At 67.9% G+C, this 26557-nt stretch carries 19 protein-coding genes; 13 read left to right on the top strand and 6 right to left on the bottom strand.

Going from position 1 to position 26557, the window contains the following annotated elements:
- The first annotated feature begins 36 nt into the window (after positions 1–36).
- The 6 genes from A5789_RS14460 (at position 37) to A5789_RS14435 (ending at position 7258) form a co-directional block, all read left to right on the top strand.
- Positions 37–1203 (top strand): serine hydrolase domain-containing protein, encoded by a 1167-nt coding sequence (locus tag A5789_RS14460; RefSeq protein WP_064906368.1) that lies wholly within the window; start codon positions 37–39, stop codon positions 1201–1203.
- A gap of 53 nt (positions 1204–1256) precedes the next feature.
- A complete protein-coding gene (locus tag A5789_RS14455; RefSeq protein ID WP_082940725.1) occupies positions 1257–2660 on the top strand; it encodes a cytochrome P450 in 1404 nt (467 codons plus the stop codon).
- Between the two features lie 352 nt (positions 2661–3012).
- Positions 3013–3912, top strand: coding sequence for a L,D-transpeptidase family protein (locus A5789_RS14450; RefSeq protein ID WP_030514075.1), 900 nt, complete (start codon positions 3013–3015; stop codon positions 3910–3912).
- Positions 3913–4153: 241 nt separating this feature from the next.
- Positions 4154–5080 carry a carbohydrate ABC transporter permease gene (locus tag A5789_RS14445; protein ID WP_064906365.1) on the top strand — a complete coding sequence of 309 codons (927 nt, stop codon included), beginning with the start codon at positions 4154–4156 and terminating at the stop codon, positions 5078–5080.
- The gene (locus A5789_RS14440) at positions 5077–5919 is read left to right on the top strand and encodes a carbohydrate ABC transporter permease (RefSeq protein WP_064906251.1); all 843 of its coding nucleotides are present in this window, start codon (positions 5077–5079) and stop codon (positions 5917–5919) included. The genes A5789_RS14445 and A5789_RS14440 overlap by 4 nt, the downstream gene beginning before the upstream one ends.
- A 19-nt stretch (positions 5920–5938) precedes the next feature.
- Complete coding sequence (locus A5789_RS14435) at positions 5939–7258, top strand: ABC transporter substrate-binding protein (protein WP_227463101.1); 1320 nt, start codon at positions 5939–5941, stop codon at positions 7256–7258.
- Here the strand turns inward: A5789_RS14435 and A5789_RS14430 are convergent, their stop codons facing one another.
- From A5789_RS14430 to A5789_RS14420, 3 genes are read right to left on the bottom strand one after another with little or no spacing between them, the layout of a single operon-like run.
- A complete protein-coding gene (locus A5789_RS14430; protein ID WP_082940713.1) occupies positions 7259–9289 on the bottom strand; it encodes a M13-type metalloendopeptidase in 2031 nt (676 codons plus the stop codon).
- Positions 9290–9679, bottom strand: coding sequence for a DUF397 domain-containing protein (locus A5789_RS14425; protein ID WP_064906249.1), 390 nt, complete (start codon positions 9677–9679; stop codon positions 9290–9292). It abuts the gene before it with no gap.
- Between the two features lie 10 nt (positions 9680–9689).
- Positions 9690–10538, bottom strand: a complete 849-nt coding sequence (locus A5789_RS14420) for a helix-turn-helix transcriptional regulator (protein ID WP_063017384.1) — start codon at positions 10536–10538, stop codon at positions 9690–9692.
- A 117-nt stretch (positions 10539–10655) separates the two neighbouring features.
- Between A5789_RS14420 and A5789_RS14415 the strand changes: the two genes are divergently transcribed.
- Entirely contained in the window at positions 10656–11171 is a 516-nt protein-coding gene (locus tag A5789_RS14415) for a hypothetical protein (RefSeq protein ID WP_036507404.1), read from the top strand.
- Between the two features lie 9 nt (positions 11172–11180).
- On the opposite strand, the gene A5789_RS14410 is transcribed toward A5789_RS14415, so the two are convergent.
- Both A5789_RS14410 and A5789_RS14405 read right to left on the bottom strand, forming a co-directional pair.
- Positions 11181–11852, bottom strand: coding sequence for a DUF4190 domain-containing protein (locus A5789_RS14410; protein WP_082940712.1), 672 nt, complete (start codon positions 11850–11852; stop codon positions 11181–11183).
- Positions 11853–11900: 48 nt separating this feature from the next.
- Positions 11901–12701 carry a pirin-like bicupin family protein gene (locus A5789_RS14405; protein WP_104362356.1) on the bottom strand — a complete coding sequence of 267 codons (801 nt, stop codon included), beginning with the start codon at positions 12699–12701 and terminating at the stop codon, positions 11901–11903.
- Between the two features lie 95 nt (positions 12702–12796).
- Between A5789_RS14405 and A5789_RS14400 the strand changes: the two genes are divergently transcribed.
- The 3 genes from A5789_RS14400 to A5789_RS14390 all read left to right on the top strand — a co-directional run bounded on the left by A5789_RS14400 (position 12797) and on the right by A5789_RS14390 (position 16855).
- Complete coding sequence (locus A5789_RS14400; protein WP_064906247.1) at positions 12797–14161, top strand: hypothetical protein; 1365 nt, start codon at positions 12797–12799, stop codon at positions 14159–14161.
- 187 nt (positions 14162–14348) lie between these two features.
- The gene (locus A5789_RS14395) at positions 14349–15959 is read left to right on the top strand and encodes a DUF4185 domain-containing protein (protein WP_064906360.1); all 1611 of its coding nucleotides are present in this window, start codon (positions 14349–14351) and stop codon (positions 15957–15959) included.
- Positions 15960–16039: 80 nt separating this feature from the next.
- Positions 16040–16855, top strand: a complete 816-nt coding sequence (locus tag A5789_RS14390; RefSeq protein WP_063017389.1) for a hypothetical protein — start codon at positions 16040–16042, stop codon at positions 16853–16855.
- A 27-nt stretch (positions 16856–16882) separates the two neighbouring features.
- Here the strand turns inward: A5789_RS14390 and A5789_RS14385 are convergent, their stop codons facing one another.
- On the bottom strand, positions 16883–18331 hold the full coding sequence (locus A5789_RS14385; protein WP_064906358.1) for a CCA tRNA nucleotidyltransferase: 1449 nt from the start codon (positions 18329–18331) through the stop codon (positions 16883–16885).
- Between the two features lie 195 nt (positions 18332–18526).
- On the opposite strand from A5789_RS14385, the gene A5789_RS14380 reads away from it, so the two are divergent.
- From A5789_RS14380 to murJ, 3 genes are all read left to right on the top strand, one after another.
- Complete coding sequence (locus A5789_RS14380; RefSeq protein ID WP_064923396.1) at positions 18527–19063, top strand: NUDIX hydrolase; 537 nt, start codon at positions 18527–18529, stop codon at positions 19061–19063.
- Positions 19060–21621 carry a DUF6049 family protein gene (locus A5789_RS14375; protein ID WP_064906245.1) on the top strand — a complete coding sequence of 854 codons (2562 nt, stop codon included), beginning with the start codon at positions 19060–19062 and terminating at the stop codon, positions 21619–21621. Before A5789_RS14380 ends, A5789_RS14375 begins: the two co-directional genes overlap by 4 nt.
- A 967-nt stretch (positions 21622–22588) precedes the next feature.
- The gene (gene murJ, locus A5789_RS14370) at positions 22589–26515 is read left to right on the top strand and encodes a murein biosynthesis integral membrane protein MurJ (RefSeq protein WP_064906243.1); all 3927 of its coding nucleotides are present in this window, start codon (positions 22589–22591) and stop codon (positions 26513–26515) included.
- Positions 26516–26557: the final 42 nt, after the last annotated feature.

The raw sequence follows: 26557 nt of genomic DNA, 5'->3' as shown, positions 1-26557 counted from the left end.
GTGGCGCAGGCCGCCGAGACCGACGACGCACCGGAGATGGTCATCGACCCGCGATTCGTGCCGGTCGTGCACCATTTCTTCCGGCTGTTCCCGCGACCCAACCGGGGCGGGGGCGCCTTCGCGATCTTTCTGCACGGGCAGCCCGTCGTCGATGTGTGGGCCGGATGGTCGGCGCCGGACCAGCGCTGGCAGTCCGACACGGTGGCGTTGAGCTTCTCCACCGGCAAGGGTGTGGTCACCACGGTGCTGCATCGGATCGCCGAACGCGGACTGGTCGATTACGACGCCCCGGTGGCCGAATACTGGCCGGAATTCGCCGAGAACGGCAAACAGGACATCACCGTGCGCGAGGTGCTCACCCATCGCGCGGGACTGCACAAGGTGCGCGGCCTGGCCGCCGACGCCGACGGCATTCTCGACTACGACGCGATGATCGCGGCGCTGGCGGCCGCCGAACCGGATCCGCGCCGGTTGCAGGGGTCGGGATATCACGCGGTCACCTTCGGCTGGCTGGTCGCCGAAATCGTGCAGCGCGCGACCGGCAAGCCGTTCACCGAGGTGTTGCGGCACGAGATCGCCGAACCGCTGCAGACCGAGGAGTTCTGGTACCGGGTGCCTGAATCCGAGCGGCACCGCATCGCCCGCACCTTCCCGCGGTTGCGAATCCCCGGACTGCGCTGGGATACCGCCTCGAAGGTCATCGCCCGCAGCCGCACGGTCGGTGCGATCGCCGAGGCCGGGATGCCGGCCGGCTTCGATGTGCTGGTCGGCGATCCGCGCGTCCACGACTCGGTGATGCCCGGGTTCAACGGGGTGTTCTCCGCTCGTGCCCTGGCCCGGATGTACGGCGCCCTGGCGAATGAAGGCCGGGTGCTGCTGCCGGACGAGACCTGGAGCCAACCGCTGCTGCGCCCGGAAACCATCGAGTACGTCAACCATGTGCAACGCAGCGAACATCGCGACTACGTCATCGGCGTACCCGTACCGTTCACGCTGGGATACCACCGGCCGCCGATTGCTTCCCGGCGTCCGCTGCGCCGGGCATTCGGCCACTACGGCGTGGGTGGTTCCGGTGCGTTCGCCGATCCGGAATCGGGCATGTCGGTCGCCTTCGTCACCAATCGGCTGGGCAATTCGCTGAATACGATCGGCGACGGGCGCCTGGCCCGATTGGCCGCGGAGGCCCGCGCGGCACTCGGCTGACGGCGGCGCGCGGGGGCTTCGAACCCGGGGCCGGACTGTCTCGTGTGCTGGGTATGCGCGCAGCAACAGCAGGCCGGGACCGCACACCGCAGATTTCCGGCGAACGGGCCGCGCCCCGGCAGCCGCGGTGGGTCGCGGCGCACGCGCTGGCGGCCGGAATCGATTTCGATCGGTACTTCCGGCTGCGTCGCGCGCGCGACGGCGACCCGTTTCTGGTCCGCTTCCCGGGATTCGGCGCGGTATTGTTCACAGGAACACCCGGTGGCACAAAGGAATTACTCCGGTCGCCGATCGGAATTCTGCATCCGCCGCAACCGAATCCCATTGAACCGCTTATCGGTTCGGCCTCATTGATACTCGCTCGTGATCAGCGCCATCGCAACGACCGCACTGTGCTGGCGCCCGCATTTCATCGCGCCCGAATTGCGCAGTACGGCACGGTAATTCGGGACAGCACTCGCGACGAGCTCGTCGGCGCCGGCGCCGGTCCGGCGTGGCTGCCGGGGACGGTGATCGATGCGCAGGTGGCGGCGCGAGCGCTGACGCTGCGGGTGATCCTCACGCTGATCTTCGGCGCCGACGACCCGCTCCGGCGTGACACCTACACCGCGGCGGTCGGCGAATTCCTCTCCGCCTTCACCGGACCGCTGATGCTGGTTCCCGCCTTGCGGCGCAGCGCATTCGGCATGTCGCCGTGGGACAGATTCGCCCGGGCGCGCACCCGGCTGGACGCGTTGCTCGACGCCGACATCGGCGCGCGGCGGGCTACCGGTACGCCCGATGACGGCGCGCTGGGCGTGCTGTCGAGCGCCCGCTACGAGGACGGCAGCGGGGTGAGCGACGCCGATCTGCGCGAACAACTGCGCACCCTGTTGGTGGCCGGTCACGAAACCACTGCCACGAGTCTGGTGTGGGCGCTGTTCCGGCTACACCGCGACCGCGGCGTGCTGGCCCGGCTGCGCGCCGAACTGAGTGCCGTTGGGCCCGACGCAGATCCCGAGGAGCTGGCCGGTCTGCCGTATCTGAATGCCGTATGTCAGGAGACGCTGCGACTGCATCCGCCGGTGCCGATCGTGCTGCGGCGGTTGACCGGACCGCACACGGTGTGCGGAGTGGAATTGGCCGAAGGGGACACGATGGGGGTCGCGATTCCGCTCGTGCACTCGGATCCCGGTACGTGGGACGAGTCCGAGCGGTTCCGGCCGGCGCGGTTCCTGGACCGCCGGTACGGGCCGTTCGAATACCTGCCCTACGGCGGCGGCCATCGCCGCTGTCTCGGCGCCACCCTGGCCGACTACGAACTGCGGATCGCGCTCGCCACCATCGTTTCCCGAGTCGAGCTGTCGCTGCTCCCGCGCTATCGTCATGGCCGAATTCCGCGCTCGGTGCCGCACAACATCGCGACCGGTCCACACCGCGGAATCCGATTCACTGTGGAGGGAATCCGCCACCCGTGAGGTGATTTGTCTCACAATGAGGTTTGCTGGGTATCGATCCGGCTCTCGTCCGCCCGTCCGGACCCCGAATCCGACTCGCCGATGCGAACGGGACTTTCACCCTGTCACCACTACGCCGGCGACCCGTGGTGACGCATCACACACGCGCGATGCGGACTTCATAACTGCCGGAACACAATTGGCCGATGCCCGCGAGAGATGTAGTAATGGATGCCGGGCCGGGGCCTGATTGACCATTCGCGCACCCGCGCGCGAATATTCCTGTGCGCCGTGGCGCGCGATCTAGGTGGGAGAGGACGAAACGGCTGTGCGCACCACAACCTGTCGGAAGCCCGTTCGGGACGAGACCAGCCTGTCCAAGCGGACCGGCCTGTTAGCCCTCGCGGTGACCTCCCTGGCGGTGACCGCCGCCGGTGCCATCGCGATGGCGCCCGCCTCGGCAGCGCCGCTGTGGCCCGGCGGACCCGACGTTCCCGGCGCTCCCGCTGTCGTGCAGGCGCCGCAGCCCGAACCCGGTGCCGCGCCGGTGAAGAACCCGCCGCCGCTGCCGCAGGCGAATTTCGCCGCGCCGAGCATCAGCCCCGGCGACGGCGACGTGGTCGGCGTCGCGCAGCCCATCATCATCAACTTCAAGGATCCGGTCGGCGACCACGCCGCGGCGGAGAAGGCCATCCGGATCACCTCCAGCAATGCCACGCACGGCCACTTCTACTGGCGCGGTGACAAGCAGGTGCGGTGGCGGCCGGAGGAGTTCTGGCCCGCCAACTCCGACATCACCGTCGAGGCCGGCGGCACCAAGGTCGCCTACAAGGTGGGCGATGCGGTCGTCGCCACGGCCGACGACGCGACCCACATGATCACCGTCACCCGCAACGGCGAGGTCATCAAGACCATGCCGACCTCGATGGGCAAGAAGGACCACGAAACCCCCAACGGCACCTACTACGTCGGGGAGAAGAACCGGAAGATGATCATGGACTCCTCGACCTACGGGGTTCCGATCACCGATCCGCAGGGCTACAAGCTCGAGGTCGAGTACGCGACCCGGCTGTCCAACAGCGGCATCTTCGTGCACGCCGCCCCGTGGTCGCTCGCCCAGCAGGGTGTGTCCGACTCCAGCCACGGCTGCCTGAACGTCAGCACCGAGGACGCCCAGTGGTTCTTCGAGAACGCGCAGAAGGGTGATCCCGTGGTGGTGACGAATTCCACCGGAAACTTCAGCGCAGGCGACGGTATGGGCGACTGGAGCTGAACCGAAACGCTGTTCGGTAGCGGCCCCGGAGCCAATGCGCTCCGGGGCCGCTGTCGTTGCCGCCCCTCACCGCACGGCGCTGTCGCCGATTCCCGCCGCCGGACGCGCTCGGCCACTTAGTATTCGGCGCATGACCCGGGTGTCGGAGACCACGCTCCCCGCCGGGAGTTCGCGCACACCGTTCAGGCGCCCGGCGTCGGGATTTCACCGCGTGTTCGCACGAGAGCGGCAGGCTGCGAACGTGCGTCGACGGCCCGAACGGGTATTGCCCTCGAACCGGGCACGCGGGCTGCGCCACCGCCCGTGGGGCGACTACGGGCTGTTCCTGGTGCTGGTGGTGCCGAATCTGGTGCTGCTCGGGCTGTTCGTCTACCGCCCGCTGGTCGACAACATCCGGCTGTCGTTCACCGACTGGAATCTCGCCGAACCGTTCGCCCACTTCATCGGAGTCCGCAACTACCGCGAGTGGTGGACGCGGTCGGACACCTGGCAGATCGTCGGCAATACCGTGATCTTCACCGCCTTCGCGGTCGGCGGCAGTATGGTGCTGGGCCTCGCGCTGGCGCTGCTGCTGGATCGGAAACTGTTCGGCCGCAATGTGGTTCGCTCGGTGATCTTCGCGCCGTTCGTGATCTCCGGCGCGGCGGTCGGGGTGGCGTTCCAGTTCATCTTCGATCCCGGCTTCGGCCTGGTGCAGGACCTGCTGCATCGCATCGGCATCACGAATGTGCCGGATTTCTATCAGGATCCGCACTGGGCGCTGTTCATGGTGACGGTGACCTACATCTGGAAGAACCTGGGCTACACGTTCGTCATCTATCTCGCCGCACTGCAGGGTGTGCGGCGAGAACTGCTGGAGGCGGCCGCGATCGACGGCGCCGGACGCTGGACCACCTTCACCCGGGTATTGCTGCCGCAGCTGCGGCCGACGACGTACTTCCTGTCGATCACGGTCATGCTGAATTCGCTGCAGGTCTTCGACATCATCAACGTGATGACGCGAGGCGGACCACTGGGCACCGGTACGACCACCATGGTCTATCAGGTCTACCAGGAGAGTTTCCGCAATTTCCGCGCCGGATACGGTGCCACGGTCGCGACGATCATGTTCGTCGTGCTGCTGGTCATCACGCTGATCCAGGTGCGAGTGATGGATCGAGACGAATGACGAGCACTCGGAAACGCCTGGCGGCGACAGTTTTCGGTTACGCGGCGATGGTGTGCGTGCTGATCGTCGTCGGGGTGCCGCTGTTCTGGATTCTGATCACCTCGTTCAAGGCGCGGCCCGATATCTACACCCAGCCGGCGGTGTGGTGGCCGCGCAGTTGGCATCCGGAGAACTATCGCGAGGCGACGACCACGTTGCCGTTCTGGAAGTTCCTGCGTAATTCGCTGATCGTCACCGCCGTGGTCTCCGCGGTCAAATTCGCGCTGGGCGTCTTCAGCGCCTACGGACTCGTCTTCCTGCGCTTTCCGGGTAAGACGCTGATCTTCCTCGCCGTCATCGCCGCGCTGATGGTGCCCAACCAGATCACCGTGATCTCCAACTACTCCCTGATCGCCCAGGTGGGGTGGCGCAATACGCTGCCGGGCATCATCGTGCCGCTGTGCGGCGTGGCGTTCGGCACCTTCCTGATGCGCAACCATTTTCTCTCCCTGCCCGTTTCGGTGATCGAGGCGGCCCGCATCGACGGCGCTAATTGGTGGCAGCTGCTGGTCCGGGTGGTGCTGCCCATGTCCGGCCCGACGATGGTGGCGTTCGCGGTGGTTACGCTCGTCAACGAGTGGAACGAATACCTGTGGCCGTTCCTGATGGCCGACGATGCCGGCGTCGCGACCCTGCCCGTCGGATTGACGCTGCTACAGAACACCGAAAATCCGAGCGTCACCAACTGGGGGCCGGTGATGGCCGGAACCCTGCTGACCATGCTGCCGATTCTGGTGGTGTTCGTGCTGCTACAGCGGCACATGATCAAGGGCCTCACCACCGGTGCCGTCAAAGGCTGATTCGCTCGAGGAGAGTGCCGTGACCCGACCGCGCACACTGACCCGCCGCGGATTTCTCATCGCCGCCTCGGCGGCCACCGGTTCGGCCCTGTCGGCGTGTGCGGGGATGGGCGGCAGCACCGGAGCCGGCGGCGACCCGAACACGATCATCTTCTGGTCGAACCATCCGGGCACCTCGAAGAATCAGGAAACCGAGTTGATCAACCGGTTCCACGCACAGCACCCCGAGCTGACGGTGAAGCTGGTGGACGCCGGGCGCAACTACGAAGAGGTCGCGCAGAAGTTCAATGCCGCGCTGACCGGCGGCGCGCTGCCGGATGTCGTGGTGCTCTCGGACGTCTGGTGGTTCAACTACGCACTGAACAAGGCCATCGAACCGCTCGACGAACACATCGCCGCCGCGGCGGTACCGCTGGCGGACTACGTCGACAGCTTCGTGGACGACTACCGGTTCGACGACAAACTCTGGGCGCTGCCGTATGCGCGTTCGACGCAGATCTTCTGCTACAACCGCGGCCTGTGGGCCCGAGCCGGACTGCCCGACCGTGGCCCGCAGAGCTGGCAGGAATTCGACGAATGGGGCCCCGAACTGCAACGCGCCATCGGCGCGGGGAAGTGGGCGCACGGCTGGGGTGATGCCAAGAACTACCTGGCCTGGACGTTTCAGGGACCGAACTGGACCTTCGGTGGCGCCTACTCGGATCGGTGGACACTGAAGTTCTCCGATCCTCGCACGGCCGAGGCGGGAAACTTCCTGCGCGACATGATCAATCGCAAACGCTACGCCGCCATCCGCCCCCAGCTGGCCGTGGATTTCGGCACCGGAGTGGTGGGGTCGGCCATCACCTCCACCGGCGACATCAAGGGCATCGTCGCCAATGCGGCGGGCAAGCTCGACTTCGCCACCGCGTTCCTGCCGCATCCGAACGGGCCGGGATGCACCACCGGCGGTGCGGGGCTGGCGATTCCGTCGCGCATCTCCGACCAGCGCAAGGCCAATGCCGTGCGCTTCGTCGAGTTCATCACGAATCCGGTGAACACCGCCTACTTTTCGCAGGCCACCGGCTACATCCCGGTGCGCAAGTCGGCGGTCCGCGATCCGTCGGAACAGCAATTCCTCGCCGCCAACCGCAATTTCGCGACCGCCGTCGATCAGCTGCCGCTGACCCGCTCACAGGACTATGCCCGGGTGTTCCTGCCCGGCGCCGATCAGATCATCGGCACCGGGCTGGAACAGATCGGACTGCAGAACCGGGATGTGAAGTCGGCCTTCGCCGATATCACCGATCGCCTGCAGACCATCTACGACCGACAGATCGAACCGAAGCTGCCGCGCTAGCTACCAGATCCGCACGCGCTCGGTGGGTTCCAGATACAACGTGTCACCCGGTTCGACACCGAACGCCTCGTGGAAACCGTCCAGATTGCGGACCACACCGTTGCACCGGAACTCCGGCGGAGAATGCGGGTCGACGGCCAGCCGGCGAATCGCCTCCTCGTCGCGCGCCTTGGTCCGCCACACCTGCGCCCAGCCGAAGAACACTCGCTGCAGGCCCGTCAGGCCGTCGATCACCGGCGGCTCGGCGCCGCCGAGGGCGATCTTGTAGGCCTCCAACGCGATCGAGAGCCCGCCGAGGTCGCCGATGTTCTCACCGATGGTGAATTCGCCGTTGACGGTGTGACCGGGCAGCGCCTTCGGTTCGAACTGGTTGTACTGATCGATCAACGCCTTCGTGCGCTTACCGAACTCGGAGCGATCGGTTTCGGTCCACCAATCGACCATATTGCCGTCGCCGTCGTATTTACTGCCCTGATCGTCGAAGCCGTGCCCGATCTCGTGCCCGATCACGGCACCGATGCCGCCGTAGTTGGCGGCGTCGTCGGCGTTCATGTCGAAGAACGGCGGTTGCAGAATCGCCGCGGGGAACACGATCTCGTTCATGCCCGGGTTGTAGTAGGCGTTCACCGTCTGCGGCGTCATGAACCATTCGCCACGATCGACCGGACCGCCGAGCTTGTTCAGATCGCGGTCGTGGTCGGCGGCGTAACCGCTGCGGTAGTTCTCCACCGGATCGGCGGGATCGACACGGACCGCGGAATAGTCGCGCCAGGTGTCGGGGTAACCGATCTTGGGGGTGAAGCGCTCCAGCTTGGCCAATGCGGCCTCGCGGGTCTGCGGGCTCATCCACTCCAGTTCGCTGATGTTGCGGCGGTAGGCCTCGATCAGATTCGCCACCAGCTCCTGCATGCGCTGTTTGGCCTCGGGCGGGAAATGTTCGGCGACATAAATTTTCGCCACCGCTTCGCCGAGCAGATCCTGCACCAGCGATACGCCGCGCTTCCAGCGCTCGCGATTCTCCTGGGCGCCGGTGAGGGTGCGACCGTAGAAGTCGAAGCTCTCCTCGACCACGGCGGCGGTCAGGTACGGCGCTCGCGCCCGCAGCACCCGCCAGCTCGCCCACGCCTGCCAGTCCTCGAGCGGCTCCGCGGCCCAGACCTGCGCGAAGGTGCGCGCGTAATCGGGCTGGCGCACAATCACTTCGGCGAACAACTCGGGTCCCGAGGCCGAGACGCCCTCGGCCAGCGCCTCGGTCCACGCGGCCCAGTCGAATTCGGGATTCGCGGCGGCGAGGTCGGCGAAAGTGGTGAGGTTGTAACTCAATTCGGCGTCGCGGCGGCGCACCACGTCCCAATGTCCGGCGGCCAGTTTGCGTTCCAGTTCGAAGACGCGCTGCGGGTCGTAGTCGATCGCGGCCAGCTGGAACATGCGCCGGATGTGCTCGACGTATTTGGTGCGGATCTCGGCGTAATCGTCGTTGCGATAATACGATTCGTCCGGCAGCCCGAGCCCGGACTGGGTCAGGTTGATCAGATAGCGCTGCGAATTCTTGTCGTCGGTATCGACGTAGGCGCCGACCGCCCCGCCCACACCGGTGCGTTGCAGCCGGCCCAGCAGCGCGGCGAATTCGGCGCGATCGCTCACCTCGCGCACCGCCGCCAATTCCGCGGCGATCGGGGTGAGCGCGGCGGCCTCCACCGCCTCCTCGTCCATGAAGCTGTTGTAGAGATCGGCGATCTTGCGCGCCTCTTCCTCGTCCGGCACCGAGGCCGCGGTTCCGGCCGCCAGATCCTGGATGATCTTCTTGACATCCAGTTCGGCCTGGTCGTAGAGGGTACGGAACGCTCCGTCGACCGCGCGATCGGCGGGAATGTCGTACGTGTCCAGCCATTTGCCGTTGACGTGCGCGAACAGGTCGTCCTGCACCCGCACAGCGTCGTCGCGATAGGTCAGATCGATGCCCGAGGGAGTCGTCACGTCGAAAGTCACGACCTCCAGTATGCCGACGGCGGCGGCGCGCCGCCGCCGCATTCACCCCTGCGCGGCGGTCGCCACCGGGATGCGGTCAAATTCCCCGTCACGCGCGCCGGCCAGGAACGCCTGCCACTCGCCGGGGGTGAAGGACAGCTCGGTGGTGCCGTGGACCAGTACCGCGGCGCCGTCCGCGGCCGGGCGAACGTGCAGGTCACCCTCGCTGCCACCGTGCACGACCGTGCGGAGGAATGCCATCCAGGCGGGCGCGCCGACGGTGATCACCGGCTCGAGTTCGGGGCTGTTCGCGGGGTCGCGGCGGTATTTGCTGTCGCGGATCAGCACCGCGTCACCGTCGAACCGCACCTCGACACACTGATTGCCGTTGTTGGTGCGCGTGGAGGTGAACCAGGACGTGATCTCCGGCCGGTACCTCGCGGGGGTGGACATGGGCAGGAGTTTACACAGCTGCGTATTTCTCGATCAGCGCCAATGACTCTGTGCGAGTGAGGGATTGATCGAGCGCTCGCACGAATGCGAACGCCAGATCGTGCACCTGGTCGGGATGGTCGACCGGTCCGCCGAAGACGGCGCTCTCGGCCCAGCCGAAGGTAGGCAGGTGCTCGGAGGCGAAGTCCAGCAGATGAAAACTCGCCCCGCCGAGGATCGCGCCGTCGGGAGCCGCGAACGGGATGACCCGGATGTCCACGTTCGGCCTGGTGCGCAACAGCCCGGCCAGATACTCCAGCTGCGCGCACAGCACGGCCTGCCCGCCGACCTGCTGCAACAGCGTCGCCTCGCCGACCACTGCGGTGAGCGCGACCGGGTCGTGTCCGTGCAACCGCTTGCGGCGCCGCATCCGCATCGCGACCAGCTGTTCGATCTGCGCCGGGCGGATCATCACATCCGCGGCGATCAGCGCCCGCGCATACGCCTCGGTCTGCAGCAGGCCCGGAATCACGAGGCTGTCGTAACTGCGGATACGGTCCGCGCCGTATTCCATCCCGTAGTAGCGCTGTAGTTCCGGCCCGATCAGACCCGATCGCGTCCACCAGCCGCGCTCTCGCCCGGCGGACAGCAGTGCGAGCAGTTCCGCGCGTTCCTGTTCGCCGACCGCGAGCAGATCCAGCACCGGGCCGATGGTGTTGGCGGTCAGCACCCGGCGGCCCTTCTCGACATGCGACCAATTGGCCGGGGTGAAGCCGACCGCGCGGGCGAAGCCGGCGGAATCGAAGCCACGTTGTTCGCGAAGTTCGCGCAGGCGAAGGACCAATTCCCACCGAGCGACCACTGGCGAGGGAGGGGCCATGCGGGCAGATGCTACGCCGGCCGCCGCGACACGCCCGTGACTATTGTCATTTCAACTGTACGGCGATACGGTCTGCGTATCGGTGGCACTGCACTCGACGACGAGACGAGGTTCGCCATGAGCACGCGCGACCCGATGGCCGGCGCGATCGAACCGAATATCACCACCATCACCACCGCGCCGCGCGCTGTCACCCAGGAAGCGCTGGTCCGCTGTCGTCGCTACCGCAAAGAGAACGGGCTCTACGGGATCGTCGAACCGGTACGAGGTCGCATCCTGTTGGAAATAGGCCCGGTCGGCGCGATCACCGTGCCGGCCGCCCTCGGAGCCCCCATTCGCGAATACCTCACCGTGCGTGGACATCGCGGGCCGATCATCGGACATCCGCGATCGGCACGCTGGACGTTTCTCACCGGACACGTCGACGAATCGGCCACCGACGCCGCGATCGCTTCCGATATGTTCCATCGCTGCGCCGCACTGGTAGCCCCGGGCACCACCATCGTGCTGCCCTCACCCGCCGACGAACGCACCGGATACCGGGTGTGGATCGATTCGCCGCACAGCGACTACCGGCCGGAACTGGCCGAGGTGCTCACCGCAACCCGCCAGTGCCGGCCGGACCCGTACTGACCCGGCCGATCAGGAGGTCGGCCGCGGGCTCAGCGTCACGCTGTACTTGTTCTCCAGCGTCTGATTCCAATCACGTTGGCACTGATCGATCTTCGACTGATCGCCGTTGGCCTTGTTCACGCAGTCGAGGAAATCCTTGCCGCCGTTGTTGACGAAGAAGTTGACCCCGATCGCGGCGATCACGATTCCGGCGATGAGCCCGAGCAGGCCCAGCACCAGGCCGGCCATCGCCATACCACCCCCGGCCGCGGTGCCGCGCCGAGCCTTGACCGTCGCGATGATGCCGAAGATCAGGGCGACCAGGCCGAACAGGATTCCGCCCACCACTGTCCAGCAGGTCAGCAGGGCGATGATGCCGAGGACCAGCGCCGTGATGGCCAGCCCCTTGCCCTTGGGCTGCTCCCACGTGCCCTGTCCCGGCGGGCCGGGGTAGCCGCCGGCCGGCGGCGGGGGATATCCGCCCGGATACTGTCCAGGCTGCTGGCCGTACTGTCCCGGCTGCTGGCCGTACTGGCCGGGTTGTTGTGGGTACTGCCCCGGTTGCTGGGGATATTCGCCGGAGTGGCCGGGATACTCGCCGGAACGACCGGGGTACTCGCCCGAGCGTCCGGGCTGTTCGCCGCCCGACTGCGGATACGGTTCCGGCGGGGGATAGTTCCCGGGCGGTGGATTCTCGGTCATCGCTGTCCTCTCCTCGGACGCACGGGCCCTCGACGGCCGCGTCTGACTCTATTGGCCGCCGAGACGTGCGTGCATTTCCCACACCAGGACTTCCGCCGGAACTTCGGCGACGATGCGCTGCCCGCCACTGCGCGTCATCCGCACCGCGTCGCCCTCGTAGAGGATTCCGACCCCCTCCATCTCCACCTCGCCGCGGGCGACGAAGACATGCAGGTAGGGCGCCTCGGGCAGGGTGATCGCCTGCCCCGCACCGGTTCCCGCCGCGCCGGGCATGCGCCCGACGTGCAGGGCGGAATGGCTGCTGCTGATCGCGATCGCGGTTCGATCGCGGTAGCGCGGCATCCCCGTGGCGACCGTGATCAGGCCGCCGCGGTCCAGTTCGTCGTCGATTTCCAGTTGTTGATATCCCGGAGTAATTCCCGGCTCGTCCGGTACTACCCACATCTGCACGAAATGAACCGGCTCGGAATGCGGAGACGTGCCGCCCTGTTCGGGCGGCAGTCGCCACGAATCATTCTTTTCCGAATGCAGAATTCCGGTTCCCGCACTCATTCGCTGCGCCAATCCGGGATAGATGACACCGGCATGTCCCAGCGAATCCTGATGCACCAGAGAACCGTTCAGAACCCAGGTGACAATTTCCATATCGCGATGCGGATGAGTTTCGAATCCCTCACCCGGCAACACGATGTCCTCGTTGTTCACCAGCAGCAGCCCGTGATGGGTGTTCTCCGGATCGTAATGCTCGCCGAACGAGAACGAATGCTTCGAATCCAGCCATGCCACACGGGTTTTCATGCGATCGCCGGCGCGATGAACATCGATGTGTGGTGTCGTGAGTGTGGACAACGGGGGTCCTCCTCTCGAGCTGCTGTCGAGGCCGCCGGGTAGATTCTACCGTGGCTGTGCACCGGCCCCGCACATTGATCCGGAGGTGAACCGAAATGCGACCCGACGCTGCGCGGCGGGCCGCCGTGGCCGCCGCCGTCCGCCGGCCCGGAATGCCGCGGCTGGCGCTGATCCGGTTCTCCGGACAGTTCGGCGACGGAATGTTTCAGGCCGCACTGTCGGGAGCGATTCTGTTCAATCCCGAACGTGCCACGGATCCGCTGGCGATCGCGGGCGGGTTCGCGGTGCTGCTGCTGCCGTATTCGGTGATCGGGCCGTATGCCGGAGCGATGCTGGACCGCTGGGACCGCCGGATGGTGCTGCTGGTCGCCAATGCGCTGCGCGCGGTGTTGATCGTGGTGACCGCCGTCGGACTGTGGGCCGGAATCCGGGATACGCCGCTGTTGCTGCTGGCGCTGGCGGTGGTCGGGATCAGCCGCTTCGTCCTGGCCGGTATCTCGGCGTCGCTGCCCCGGGTGCTGGAACAGCGCTGGCTGGTGCCGATGAATTCGGTCCTGGCGACGGTGGCATCGGGATGCGCCGGTGCGGGAGCCGCGGTCGCGGTGGCGATCATCGGCGCGATGGGAGCAGGCGATGTCGCGAGCGCGGTGGCGGTGGCGGCCAGTGCCTGCGGGTCGGTGATCTCGGCCGTGGCGGCGATCGGTTTCGCGCGACGCCGACTCGGACCCGAACATCGCATAGAAACACCCGGGCGCAGTGCGGCCGCCGAATCCGTACGGGCCGTGCTGACCGGTCTGCGCACCGGTGCCCGTGCGGTCGCCGAATCACGGGATTGCACCACCGCGATGATCGGCGTCGGCACCCACCGCATCGTCTTCGGTGCGAACACCCTGCTCATGGTGCTGGTTTTGCGTCGTCCCAACGAATCCGGGATCTCGGCCGGTTCGGGACTGGTCGGCTTCGGGGTCGCGATCACCGCGGTCGCCGCGGGCATGCTGGCCGCCGCGGTACTGACGCCGCTGCTGATTCCGCGGCTCGGGCGCCCGCGCACGGTGGTCGCCGGTCTGTCGGCGGCGCTGCTGGTGCAGGCGACACTGGTCCCGCCGATCACCGTCGCCACCGGTGCGGCCGAACACCGTGCCCATCAACTGTTGCTGGTGGGCGCGTTCCTGCTCGGCTTGGCCGGGCAGATGGTGAAACTGACCGGCGACGCCACCCTGCAGATCGATGTCGACGACGCCCGGCGCGGACAGGTATTCGCCCTGCAGGACACGATTTTCAACATCACGTTCGTGGTCGCCGTCGCGGTGACGGCCCTGATCATTCCCGCCGACGGCCGTTCCCTCGGCGTGGTGGCGGCCGGCGCCGGACTGTATGCGCTGGGTATCGCGGCGATCGCGGTCAACAGTCGCCGGCCTGCGCCACGCGGTTCCGGACGTTCGCAGACGCATCCCGAGTGATCGGTTAGATTGTTAGCCGCTGTGCTCGGTCCCAGCTGATGCGGTGACTGACAGTGCATGTCACCAGCGGTGCGAGTGGTAGTCGAGGAGTGCGGTGTTCGGGAACAACGCGACGGGGAGAGCGGCTGCCGGTAGACCGGCGGCGGCGCGCGGCTCCACCCGCAACGGAAAGCGCTGCGCCTCGGCGATTTTCACGCCCGCGGTCACCGGACTGCTGTTGTTCGGCACGGTCGCCCCCGTCCCGGCCTCGGCCGAACTCGCGCCGTGGGCGCCACCGCCGAAGAATGCCTGCGGCGAAACGGGATTCGATCCGCTGGCCCGCCAGCCCGATCCGAATGCGCCCGCGCCGCCGATCCTTCCGCCGCGAATCGACATTCCGGTGCCGGTGCCCGAGATCGTGCCCGTGCCGGTGCCGGGCCCGCGACCGGACAACACCCGCATCGTGCCGCAGCCTCTGCCCGCGGACCCGTGCCGCAACCCGTGCCCGGATATTCGCGATACGCCGAAACCACCGCCGGCCGAGGACCCTTCCGCGCCGGGCGAGCCCGCACCGGACTCCGGTTCGGCATCCGGCTCGAACGGTGGCTCGAACAACGGCTCGGGCACCGGTTCCGGGTCCGGCACGGGCTCGGGGTCGAATTCCGGTCCGTTCAATCTGCCGAACATCAACATCAATCCGGAACCCGAACCGATCCCGATCCCGATTCCCGGGGGCGAGCCGCCCGCACCGGAAACCCCGCCGCATCCGGTGCACCCGTCGATCGACCCGGGCGCGGTCGTCGAAGCACCCGCACCGCGCACGGTCGAGAACGTGAAGCTGGTCAATCAGGTGACCGGCCACGGCTCGGTCAACCGCACCGATATGCGCTGGCAGGTCGACGGGACCGACCTCGGCATCATGTGGGAGACCAAGCCCGGCCAGGTCGCGGTGGTGTTCGGCGACACCTTCGGCAAGGGCTGGGAGTACGGCCAGGTCGGCGGACCGGACTGGCGTTCGAACGTGCTCGGCTTCAGCTCCGAACGGGACCTGTCCAAGGGCCTGATCATCGACGACATGGTGCAGGACAGCCGCTGCCACGCCGCCGAACTGCTGAACAGTCGCAAGATCAAGAACTTCGAGACCACCGTGATCCCGACCTCCGGATTCGCACTCGGCGACCGGCAGTACATGAGCTACATGTCGGTCAATCACTGGAGCAAGATTCCGGGGATGTGGTGGACCAACAACGGTGGTCTGGCCTATTCCGACGACGGCGGCAGCACCTGGGTCAAGGATCAGTACGCCAAGTGGGACAACATGTTCGGCATCGATCGCTTCCAGGTCACGACGATGGTGCCGCACGGCGACTACGTGTACATGTTCGGCACGCCCAACGGCCGCATCGGCATGATCGGCCTGGCGCGGGTGCCGAAGAAAGAGGTACTGAACAAGTCCGCGTATCAGTACTGGGTCGACGGGACCTGGGCGCCGGCGCAGGAGAACCGCGCGACGCCGCTCATACCCGGCATCGCGGGCGAACTGTCGGTGCGCTACGACGACTCGAGCAAACAGTGGCAGATGGTCTACCTGGACCCGGCTCGGCATGCGATCGTGCTGCGCACCGCGACCGAACCGCAGGGGACCTGGACCGACGGCACGCTGCTGGCCGATACGAACGACTACCCGAAGGCCTACGGCGGATTCATCCACCCCTGGTCGACGGGTAAGGACCTCTACTTCACGATGTCGGCCTGGGACAGCTACAACGTCTACCTGATGCACGCGACGCTGAACGACCCGGAACCCGCCGATCCGTAGGTCCGCGCCGCCGTCCGATCGGGAAATGTCATCCACAGCCCCTGGCGTATTCACCGGCGGCCAGTACTCTCGAATCAATCATGGCCACCTATTTCGATCCCAAATCCTGGTCGCCGTCGCGGGCAGTGGACCTCGGCCGGCGGCTGTTCGACCCGGAGTTGCTGGATCAGTGGACGGCTTTCACCACCGCCTGGCTCGACCCGGTGGCGGATCTCGGTGCGGGTACGGTCACCGCACTCATGCCGGATGTGCTGATGACGCTGCTCAGCGAGGGGATTCTGAGTCGCTTCGGCGGCCGGGAGGTCACCGCGACCCTGCTCGGACACGATCTGACCGCGATTCTGCAAACCCTCAAGGTGCGCCGCCGCGGCGCCCACTTCCAGACCAAGACGGTACTTACCGAGCTGCGCTGGAACGGGCATCCGATCGAGGAGATGACGGTGATCGCGCACGGGGTGCGGCTGATCCCGGGCGTCCCGACGAAGGTGCGCACCGCGGGACTCGACGTCACCGGCACCGTGACGACCGTGGCCCTGGTCGAGTGGCTCAACGAGAAGCGGCTGGACTGGCGGTTCGAGGTGCATCCGAGCGGACTGATCAGCGCGCGTCATCGCACCCGGAAATTCCAGGCGCTGGTCGACGCCGCGATCAGTGACAACCTCGTCACGATCGCGGTCCATCAGGCCGCCTGGTCGGGCGTCCGGGTGCCGCGGCGCTGGGTGACGGTGGCGCCGGTCACCCTCTCGGACCTGCCCAACGACGTACGCATCGTGCGGGCCGACCGGCAGGGCGACCGGGTGCATTTCCGGCTCGAACTGTCGCAGATCACCGGCTCGTTCGACCTCGGGCAGATGCGGGCGGCGATCGTCGCCGGCACGACGCTGATCGTGTTCTGAGGCGTTTCGGTCCGCCGATTCCGGACGCTATTGTCCGCCGGCGTTCCACCATTCGAGCAGCGCGGCCTCGGCCTCGTCGCGAGTGAGCGGGCCGCGATCCAGCCGCAGTTCCTTCAGATAGCGCCAGGCACGGCCGACCTGCGGCCCCGGCTCCAGGCCGAGCAGTTCCATGATCGCGTTGCCGTCCAGATCCGGGCGCACCCGCTGCAGATCCTCCTCCTGCTGCAGGCGCTCGATCCGGGCTTCCAGGTCGTCGTAGGTCGAGCGCAACAGTGCGGCGCGGCGCTTGTTGCGGGTGGTGCAGTCGGCGCGCACCAATTTGTGCAGCCGCGGCAGCAGATCGTCGGCATCGGTGACGTAGCGGCGCACCGCCGAGTCGGTCCACTGGCCCTTGCCGTAGCCGTGGAACCGCAGGTGCAGATATACCAGCCGCGCCACGTCCTCGGTGAACTGCTTCGGATATTTCAAGGCGCGCATGCGCTTTCGCACCATCTTCGCGCCGACGACCTCGTGGTGGTGGAAGCTGACGCCGCCGCCGGGCTCGTTGCGCTTGGTCGGCGGTTTGCCGATGTCGTGCAGCAGCGCGGCCCAGCGCAGCACCAGATCCGGATCGCCCTGCTCCTGGTCGATGGCCTGGCGCAGCACGGTCAGCGAATGCTGGTAGACGTCCTTGTGTTGATGGTGTTCGTCGATCTCCAGTTTCATCGCCGGAACCTCGGGCAGTACGCGTTCGGCCAGCCCGGTCTCGCACATGATGTCGATGCCGTCGGTCGGATGTTCACCCGCGATCAGCTTGTCCAGTTCGGTACGGACCCGCTCGGCGGTGATGCGGCGGATCTCGTCGGCCATCAGCGCGATCGCCACTCGCACCCGCGGCGCCACCTCGAAGCCGAGCTGGGAGACGAAGCGGGCGGCGCGCAGCATGCGCAGCGGATCGTCGTTGAACGAATCCTCCGGCGCCGCAGGCGTATCCAGCACTCCGGCCAGTAGCGCGTCCATGCCGTCGAGCGGATCGACGAATTCCAGTTCACCGGCCCCGCCGATGCGCACGGCCATGGCGTTGACCGTGAAGTCGCGGCGAACCAGATCGCCCTCGAGGTTGTCGCCGAAGGTCACCTCCGGGTTGCGGGAGACGCGGTCGTAGCTGTCGCTGCGGAAGGTGGTGATCTCCAGCTGCCAGCCCGATTTCGACGCGCTCACCGTGCCGAACGCCAAACCGCCGGTGTCCCACAGGTTGTCGGCCCAGCCACGCACGATCTCCTGCACGACCTCGGGCAGCGCGTCGGTGGTGAAGTCCAGATCGGTGCCGAGCCGGCCCAGCACCGCATCGCGCACGCTACCGCCGACCAGGTACAGCTCGTGCCCGCGCGCGGCGAACAGGCCGCCCAGCGGAATCAGCACATCCGAGAGCCGGCCCAGGGTGATCGCCGCCGCGGCAAGCAATCGCGTCCGGCGATCATGGTCGGGGTCGGACACGGCCCTTCCTTTCACTTGTGTGCCGTCCTCCACTTCTGCGTCAACGGACTTCGGCGAAACCACGGAAACGCAGCTTAGTTGGTACGCACCCGCCGGTACCCGCCCGGACCGGCCGGACGACACCACCGCGGCGCGGCATGACACTCGGCATCGAACACGTTCAGTGCATCGATCCGGCGCGGCTAGACTGACCCGGTGTCTCCGGCCGATCGCGCGAACAGTCGACGCCGCCAGCCCCGGCGCCGCGGTTCGGCCGGTAATGCGGCGAAACCTCGCATGCGCACCGTCCGGGAAACCTCCGCGGGCGGATTGGTCGTCGACGGACTCGACGGCCCCGCCGAACAGCGCTGCGCCGCGCTCATCGGGCGCACCGACCGCCGCGGCCGGCTGCTGTGGTCGCTGCCGAAGGGCCACATCGAGGAGGGGGAGACGGCCGAGCAGACCGCCGTCCGGGAGGTCGCCGAGGAAACCGGTATCAACGGCCGGGTGGTCGCGGAACTGGGAAGCATCGACTACTGGTTCGTCACCGAAGGCCGTCGGGTACACAAGACCGTGCACCATTACTTGATGCGGTCGTTGGGGGGTGAGCTCTCCGATGCCGACGTCGAGGTCACCAAGGTGGCCTGGGTGCCGTTGAGCGAACTCGATTCCCGGCTCGCCTACGCCGACGAGCGGCGTCTGGCCGAGGTCGCGAATCGGCTGATAGATCGGATGGAGAGCGGCAGACAATGACGCGTGCGAGTCGCAGTGGGCACCGCTGGGTGCTGCTGCTCGTCTCGCTGGCGCTCGCCGTATTGAGCGTGCCGTCGGCCGGGTCGAGCCATGCGCAGCCCTCCGGGTCGGGAGGTTCGACCGCCGCGCCGAAATTCCTCAAGCTCACGCTCGATTCGGTGTCGCCGAGCACGATCACCACCACCAGCGATTCCGTCCTCGCGCTGACCGGCACGGTGACCAACATCGGCGATCGCGTGGTGGACGACGTCAGCGTGCGGGTGCAGCGCGGGGCGGCCATCGCCGAACCCAGCGAATTGCGGTCCACGCTGCGTCAGGATCAATCGAATTTTCCGGTCAGCGCACAGTTCCAGGACGTCGCCGACCAGCTGGGGCCCGGGCAGCGCAAACAGTTCACCCTGCGGATCGGGGTGCGCGAGGGCATGTCCAACGCGGCCGCCAATCCGCCGGTCACCGACTCGCTCGGCATCACCGAACCGGGCGTGTATCCACTGCTGCTGAATGTGAACGGCGAACCGGCCTACGGCAATCAGGCACATCTCGACGATGCGCGGTTCCTGCTGCCGGTGCTCGGTCTGCCCGCCCTGCCGAACGGCGCCGATGCCGCCGCGGAGGGCGCACAGCCGGTTCCGGCCGCACCGCAGCCGCCGGTGGCCACCACCATGCTGTGGCCCCTGGCCGACCGGCCCCGCATGGTCGCGGGCATTCCCGGGTCGGTGGACGGCAAGGCGCTGCTCACCGACGACGAACTGGCCGGCGAACTCGCCGCGGGTGGCCGCTTGGATCAGCTGCTCTCGGCGCTGGAGTCGGCGCTGCGGCCCGACCCCTCGCACGATTCCGGCCGCTCGGGCGCCGGGCTGGCCGGATTGCTGTGCCTGGCCGTGGACCCGGATCTGCTGCTCACCGTGTCGAGGATGACCGAGGGATACCGGGTGCTGGCCTCGCCGTCGGATCCGGACGGGCCGACACGCGACGGAACCGGACCGCAGGCCGCGCGGACCTGGCTCGACCGGCTGCGTGCGCTGGCGCCGACGATGTGCACGGTGGCGCTGCCGTTCGCGCAGGTCGACCCGACCGCGTTGGCCGGCGTCCACGATGCCGATCTGGTCGCCCGCGCGATCACCGCACCCGCGGATATCGTCGATTCGCTGCTGTCGGTCAAATCCGTGCGCGGTGTGAGCCTGCCCGCCTCCGGAGCCATCGGAGCCGATGCCGCGGCCATGCTGACCGAGCGCGGTTTCACGACCGCCGTTCTCTCGGGAAATGCCGTCACCGAGGGCGGTTCCGTCAGCGCCGCAACGGGTTCCGGGCGCGGCGAGGCGACGGTGCGCAGTACCGCCTCCGTCGCCGCGGATATCGCACCGGTGGTGCCGGAGATGGTTCGCCTGCCGGCCACCGCGCCGGCCAAACCCGAACTCACGCCGCCGGCGCCCGATTCCGGGTTGAAGGTCGCCACCTTCGACATGTGGTCGGCGACCGCGCTGGCCGCGGTCGGATCGAATCCGCCGACTCCGGCGTTCACTCCCGACCGGGTGCGTTACGCGGTCACCAACGACTCCCGCACCGCTCGACTGCAGGACGCACTGGGCGCGCTGACCTGGCCGGTGCTGAATACGACCGAGACCCGCCCCCGGGCGACCCTGCTGATGCCGCCGCAACAGTGGGGCGCCGACCGCGACGAGGCCGGAGCGTTGCTCTCGCATCTGGAGCTGATGTTCCGCAGCGGTTTGGCCACACCGCGTTCGTTCGCCGATCTGCTGGCCCAGCCGGTCGATCCGCGCCCGTACGACCTGGACTACTCCGGTGATGCGGTGGCGCAGGCGGTGCCGGACCAATTCGTCGCGCCGGTCGGGCAGCAGGAACATCGGATCGACGATCTGATGAGCGCCCTGGTGGAGATCCCTCAGCAGGAGCCGACGCCGCGGACGTTCCTCACGCCGCTGCGCGACGATCTGATCCGGGTGCTGACGCTCTCGGATCGCACCGGCACCGATTCGCAAGCCGATACCGTCGCGCAACGACGACTCGAACAGACCACCCGGACCATGGACGGTTTGTTCTCCTCGGTGAGTGTGCTGCCGCCGGGCGGGGTCTACACGCTGGCCTCGGAGCAGAGCCCGTTGCTGCTGGTCGCACGCAACGATCTGCCGGTCGCGATCCGGATCCGGTTCAAGATCGGGGCGCCCGCCGAGACGAATATCACCGATATCGGTGAGCAGCAGCTTCCGGCGGAGGGTACTCGGTCGTTCCAGATCCCGACCAAGGTGAGCGACAGCCGTAACCTGGTGATTCCGATATCCCTTACCACACCGGCCGGAGTGCCTCTCGGCAACGCCACCTCGGTTTCGGTACGTTCGAACGCTTACGGTCAAGCGTTGGCGATAATTACCGCATGTGCCGGTGCACTGCTGTTCCTGCTCGCCGGTCGCCGCTTGTGGCGCCGCTTCCGGGGACAGCCGGATCCGGCCGACAAGGGTTTGGACCCCGGAAAACGACGCAGGCTGAACCGATACCTGCGCGCCCGCAAACGAGTACTGCAGGAAGAGGAGGCACAGTGAGCAACAATCGCGCAGCGGCTTACTGTGCCGACCGGGTGCGGGTGTCCCGCAGATCGCCGGGCACAGTGAGCGACAATCGCGCAGCGGCTTACTGTGCCGACCGGGTGGTTCACAGGCCGGCCCGAATGCCGAGCAGACCGGAGGTCCGGTGACCGAGTACGACGGCCCCGTCGTGCCCGATCAGGCCGACGACGAGCAGTTTCCGCGACGCGCACCCGCCGCGCCGTGGGAGCGTGGACCGCGTCGGCTGAGTCCCGACCCCTCGATGCCGCCCTCGGGCGCCAACGGTGTCGTGCCCAACGGCGCGCCGCCGCATCGCTTGCCGAACGAGGCCCGCCCCGATCCGGCCGATCCGCGGCGACCGCTCAGCGGCCCGATTCCACAGGTACCCCCGGCCGGCCGGATGCCCGGCCCGAACGGGGCCCGGCCCACACCGCCGCCGCGCCGGCAAACGCCGCCCAGCGCACCCATGCGCCCGATACCGGGTGCCGTCCCGCGCCAGGTTCCGCCGGGAGCAGCGCCTCGTCCGGGACCGCCGAACCCGCCCGACGGGTCCCGGTATCCGGGCCCGCAGAATCCACCGCGCCGGCAGAGCCCGCCGAGCGCGCCCATCCGCCAGACGCCGCCGAATGCGCCGCGCCCGCCGCTACCCCCCAACGCCCCGCCGAGCGAGCCGTTCCGTCAAGTGCCCCCGACGGATCATCGCGGTGCTCGCCCGCAGCAGGACACCCCGCCGCCGGGACGGCCCCGTCCACCGCAGCGCGGCCCGCGCCCGCCGGTCGATCCCTCCGACCAGGAATCCCGGTACCGAGACCCCGAGTACCGAGACCCTCAGTACCGCGAGTCTCAGAATCGGGAGACCCCGCGCCGGGACGTGCCTCGTGCGGATCCGCGACGGTCCTATCCGCCGGGCCCGCCGAGCGGTCCGGTCGACCGAGTCCCTCGCCCGCCCCGCGCGGAGCGGGCGATGCCGCGCCAGATCCCGCCCTCCGAGGCGGCCGAGCCGCGTCGCCGGCCGGCAGCGGAGCGTCCGGCTGCGGCGCGCCCCGATACGTCACGGCCGACACGCGCGCGCGGTGATTCGGCAGGTCCCCGCACCGCCCAGCAGGCCGTGATCGAGCAGGAACCGGAAGAGTCGTCGACTTCGCGATTGGTCCGCGATTCCGGGTCCATCGCAGTCGCCACGTTGGTCAGCCGTATCACCGGCTTCGTCAAGCAGCTGCTGCTCGTCACCGTGCTCGGCCCGGCCATCGCCAGTGCGTTCACGGTCTCCAGCACGATCCCGACCATGATTTCCGAGCTACTGCTCGGCGCGGTGCTCACCGCCATCGTGGTGCCGACCCTGGTCCGCGCGGAGAAAGAGGACGCCGACCGCGGCGCCGCCTTCGTCCGCCGCTTGGTCACCGCGGCATTCACGGTGCTGGCCATCGGAACCGTCCTCGCCGTCGCCGCGGCGCCGGTGATGACCACCCACATCTTCCTGTCCCACGACGGCAAGGTGAATACCGCGCTGACCACGGCGCTCGCCTTCCTGCTGCTGCCGGCCATCCTCTTCTACGGGATGTCGGGCCTGCTCATGGCGATCCTGAACACACATCAAGTGTTCAAACCGGGCGCCTGGGCGCCGGTGCTGAACAACGTGGTCGTGCTGGCGATTCTGACCCTGTACGCGGTGACGCCGGGTGAGATCAGCCTCGATCCGGTCCGGATGAGCGATCCGAAGCTGCTGGTCCTCGGCGTCGGTGTGACCGTCGGTGTCATCGTTCAGATGGTGAGCCTGCTGCCGGCCATCCGGCGGCTGGGGATCGATCTGCGCCCGCTGTGGGGGGTGGACGCCCGGCTCAAGCAGTTCGCCGGAATGGGCGCGGCCATCATCCTGTACGTGTTCATCAGCCAGATCGGCTGGACCATCGCCACCCGGGTCTCCTCGCACGCCGATGTCGCGGGCCCGACCATCTATCAGAACGCCTGGCTGCTGCTTCAGCTGCCGTACGGCGTGCTCGGCGTGACCCTGCTGACCGCGATCATGCCGCGGCTGAGCCGCAATGCCGCCGCCGACGACAATCCGGCGGTCGTCGACGACCTCGGCGTCGCCACCCGTCTGACCATGATTTCGCTGGTCCCGGTGGTCACCTTCCTCACCATCGCGGGTCCGCAGATCGGCCAGGCGCTGTACGGATACGGCCATTTCGGTAGTTCGGATGCGGGCCGTCTGGGCGAGGCGGTCTCCTGGTCGGCGTTCACGCTGATTCCGTACGCGCTGGTGCTGATTCATCTGCGGGTGTTCTACGCGCGGGAACAGGCCTGGACGCCCACCTGGATCATCCTCGGCATCACCGGCGTCAAGATCGTGTTGTCGCTGCTCACGCCGGTGTTCTTCAGTGACGATCACGTGGTCATCGCCCTGGGCGTGGCCAACGGCCTGGGCTTCGTGACCGGCGCGGTGATCGGCGGCTGGCTGTTGCACCGCAGTCTCGGCGACCTGCGCATGGCCAACGTCGGCCGCACCGTCACCCGTGTCGTGCTGGCCTCGGTGGCCGGCGCGGCGGTGACGCTGATCATGGATCAGGTGCTGGGCCTGTCGCGGCTCGACGGCGGCCTCGCCTCGGTCCTGCGGGTCGGCCTGGACGCGATCGTCATGTTCGGCGTCGCATTCGGCCTGATGCGCCTCGCCGGAGTGCCGGAGATCGTCGCGCTCACGGTCGCGGTGTCGCGCCGCCTGGGCTTCACGCCGCCGGCGCCCGACCTCGGCTTGGACGACACCGCGGCCGATATGCACGACACGATGGTGCTGCCGCGCCCGGATCTCGCAGCTCCGTACTACTACCGCTACGACCCGTATACCGACGCCCAGACCATGGTGTTGCCGGTAATCCGTCCTGGTGCGGTTGACCGCACCGCTCAGGGCGAGTTCCCGTACCCTGTTCGGCAGAGAAACGCAAATGCCGGTGCTGCACCGGCGCCACAAACTTCGACATATCAGGGCGAAGGAGGAGCGAGGGTGAGCGACGACGCGGCGGAGGGCCAGCCTTCCGCCGAGGCTGCCGACGCGGCAGGCGCAGTGCGCACCGACGACGTCCCACCCGGGAGTGTTCCGCCGGCCGACCGCACTCGGGACTCCGCATCCGACCATACGGAAGCGTCGAACGCCGCTGCGGCGCCCGACGCCGAGGCCGGTGTGCACGGGGATGCCCCCGACGCGCCGAACGCCGCGGACGCGGTGGGCGGCAACGGCGCGGAAGCAGTGCCGCCCGCGGCGGTGCCGCCGCGGGATCCGGCCTACGACACCGGCATGCTGCCGGTCGGTTCGCCGGAGATGCCCCCGATGCGGGTGGAACCGCCGGCCCGGCGGGTGCCGCGCGGTCCCAAACTGATTCCGGGCGCCTCCGTGGCGGGTGGCCGCTATCGGCTGCTCGCCGACCACGGCGGCGCGCGCGGACTGCGGTTCTGGCAGGCCTTGGATGTGAAACTGGACCGTGAGGTCGCGCTCACCTTCGTCGATGCCGATCAGAAGGCCGCCGACAATCCCGGCCACGACGGCCCGCAGGCCATCCTCTCGCGCACGTTGCGCCTGGGCCGGATCAACTCGTCCGGCCTGGCCCGCGTGCTCGACGTGGTGCGCGGCAGTTCCGGCGGCATCGTGGTCGCGGAGTGGACTCCCGGCCGTTCGCTGCGGGAGATGGCCGAGACCCAGCCCTCGCCGATCGGCGCGGCGCGGGCCATCCGCGCCCTGGCCGCGGCGGCCGAACTGGCCCATCGCGGCGGCGGATCGCTCTCGATCGACCATCCGGACCGGGTACGCATCAGCGCGTCCGGCGATGCGGTGCTGGCCTTCCCGGGCACCTTGGCCGATTCCGACGCGCAATCGGATGTGCGCGGCCTCGGCGCGATGCTCTACGCGTTGATCACCGCCCGCTGGCCGATCCGCACCGGCGGTGTCACCGGTTCGGCGGCGACCGTCGGCGGGCTGAAGCTGGCCGATTTCGGAAGCGACGGCTCTCCGGTGGAACCGCGCCAGATTCGCCCCGAAGTGCCGTTCGAGATCTCCGCGGTGGCCGTCCGCTCGCTCGAGGCCGACAAGGGCGTGCGTACGGCGGCGACCGTGCAACACGTGCTCGAGCAGGCCTCGGTCGTCGACCAGAAGACCGACTTCATCCCGGTCCTGCGCCTGGGCCAGCGCGCGGTCGCGAATCCGGACGAAAGCCTCGCCGATCCGGAACTGCTCGCCGCCGAGCGCGAGCGGTCGCAGCGCATGCTGTGGATCCTGGTCGCTCTGGGTGTGCTCGCGGCGCTGGTCGTCGGCGTGATCATCTGGTGGCTGCTGAGTATCTTCGCGCCGGGTTCGGCCGACGAACCGCTCAACGAACAGCGCAAACTGGGCCTGACCACGGCCAGCGTCGCACCGACGACGCCGGCCGCGCAGACAGCGGGACCCGCGCCGACCACGGCCGCCGGACTTCCGCTGCAGGCGACGGGCGTCTCGGTGTACTCCCCGGAGGGGACCCCGGACAGTCCTGGCAACGTGTCGGCCCTGCTGGACGGCAATCCGACCACCACCTGGCACACCGATCAGTACTTCCAGCAGTTCCCGGCCTTGAAGAAGGGGATCGGGGTGCTCGCGACGCTGCCCGGGCCCAGCAAGGTGAGCAAGGTCGTCATCGATTCCGCGTCGCCGGGCACGGTGGTCGAGGTGCGTACCTCGCCCACCGCGGTTCCCACCCTGGATCAGACCCAGCTCGTCGGCCAGGCCACCCTGGCCGACGGCACCACCACGATCCCGGTGCAGTCCGACCAGCCGGCCCGCTACATCCTGATCTGGATCACCCAGCTGGCCAACAACGGCGGCCAGTTCCAGTCGTCGATCGGCGACATTCACTTCGAGGCAGCTTCCTGATTCCTGCCGTCGCGGCCGGCGGTTGTTCCGGCCCGTGATATC

The sequence above is a fragment of the Nocardia sp. 852002-51101_SCH5132738 genome (assembly GCF_001665695.1).
Lineage (GTDB): Bacteria > Actinomycetota > Actinomycetes > Mycobacteriales > Mycobacteriaceae > Nocardia > Nocardia nova.
Note: the sequence above shows the minus strand (reverse complement) of the source record. Positions and strands in the feature narration are given on the sequence as shown.

Bases quoted from the DNA above. Each gene is read 5' to 3' on its own strand.
- A5789_RS14460 (WP_064906368.1), top strand. From the start codon at position 37: ATGGTCATCGACCCGCGATTCGTGCCGGTCGTGCACCATTTCTTCCGG.
- A5789_RS14420 (WP_063017384.1), bottom strand. From the start codon at position 10,538: ATGGCCCCTCCCTCGCCAGTGGTCGCTCGGTGGGAATTGGTCCTTCGC.
- A5789_RS14415 (WP_036507404.1), top strand. From the start codon at position 10,656: ATGAGCACGCGCGACCCGATGGCCGGCGCGATCGAACCGAATATCACC.
- A5789_RS14440 (WP_064906251.1), top strand. From the start codon at position 5,077: ATGACGAGCACTCGGAAACGCCTGGCGGCGACAGTTTTCGGTTACGCG.
- A5789_RS14455 (WP_082940725.1), top strand. From the start codon at position 1,257: ATGCGCGCAGCAACAGCAGGCCGGGACCGCACACCGCAGATTTCCGGC.
- A5789_RS14410 (WP_082940712.1), bottom strand. From the start codon at position 11,852: ATGACCGAGAATCCACCGCCCGGGAACTATCCCCCGCCGGAACCGTAT.
- murJ (WP_064906243.1), top strand. From the start codon at position 22,589: ATGCCGCGCCAGATCCCGCCCTCCGAGGCGGCCGAGCCGCGTCGCCGG.
- A5789_RS14430 (WP_082940713.1), bottom strand. From the start codon at position 9,289: ATGCGGCGGCGGCGCGCCGCCGCCGTCGGCATACTGGAGGTCGTGACT.
- A5789_RS14375 (WP_064906245.1), top strand. From the start codon at position 19,060: ATGACGCGTGCGAGTCGCAGTGGGCACCGCTGGGTGCTGCTGCTCGTC.
- A5789_RS14425 (WP_064906249.1), bottom strand. From the start codon at position 9,679: ATGTCCACCCCCGCGAGGTACCGGCCGGAGATCACGTCCTGGTTCACC.
- A5789_RS14400 (WP_064906247.1), top strand. From the start codon at position 12,797: ATGCGACCCGACGCTGCGCGGCGGGCCGCCGTGGCCGCCGCCGTCCGC.
- A5789_RS14390 (WP_063017389.1), top strand. From the start codon at position 16,040: ATGGCCACCTATTTCGATCCCAAATCCTGGTCGCCGTCGCGGGCAGTG.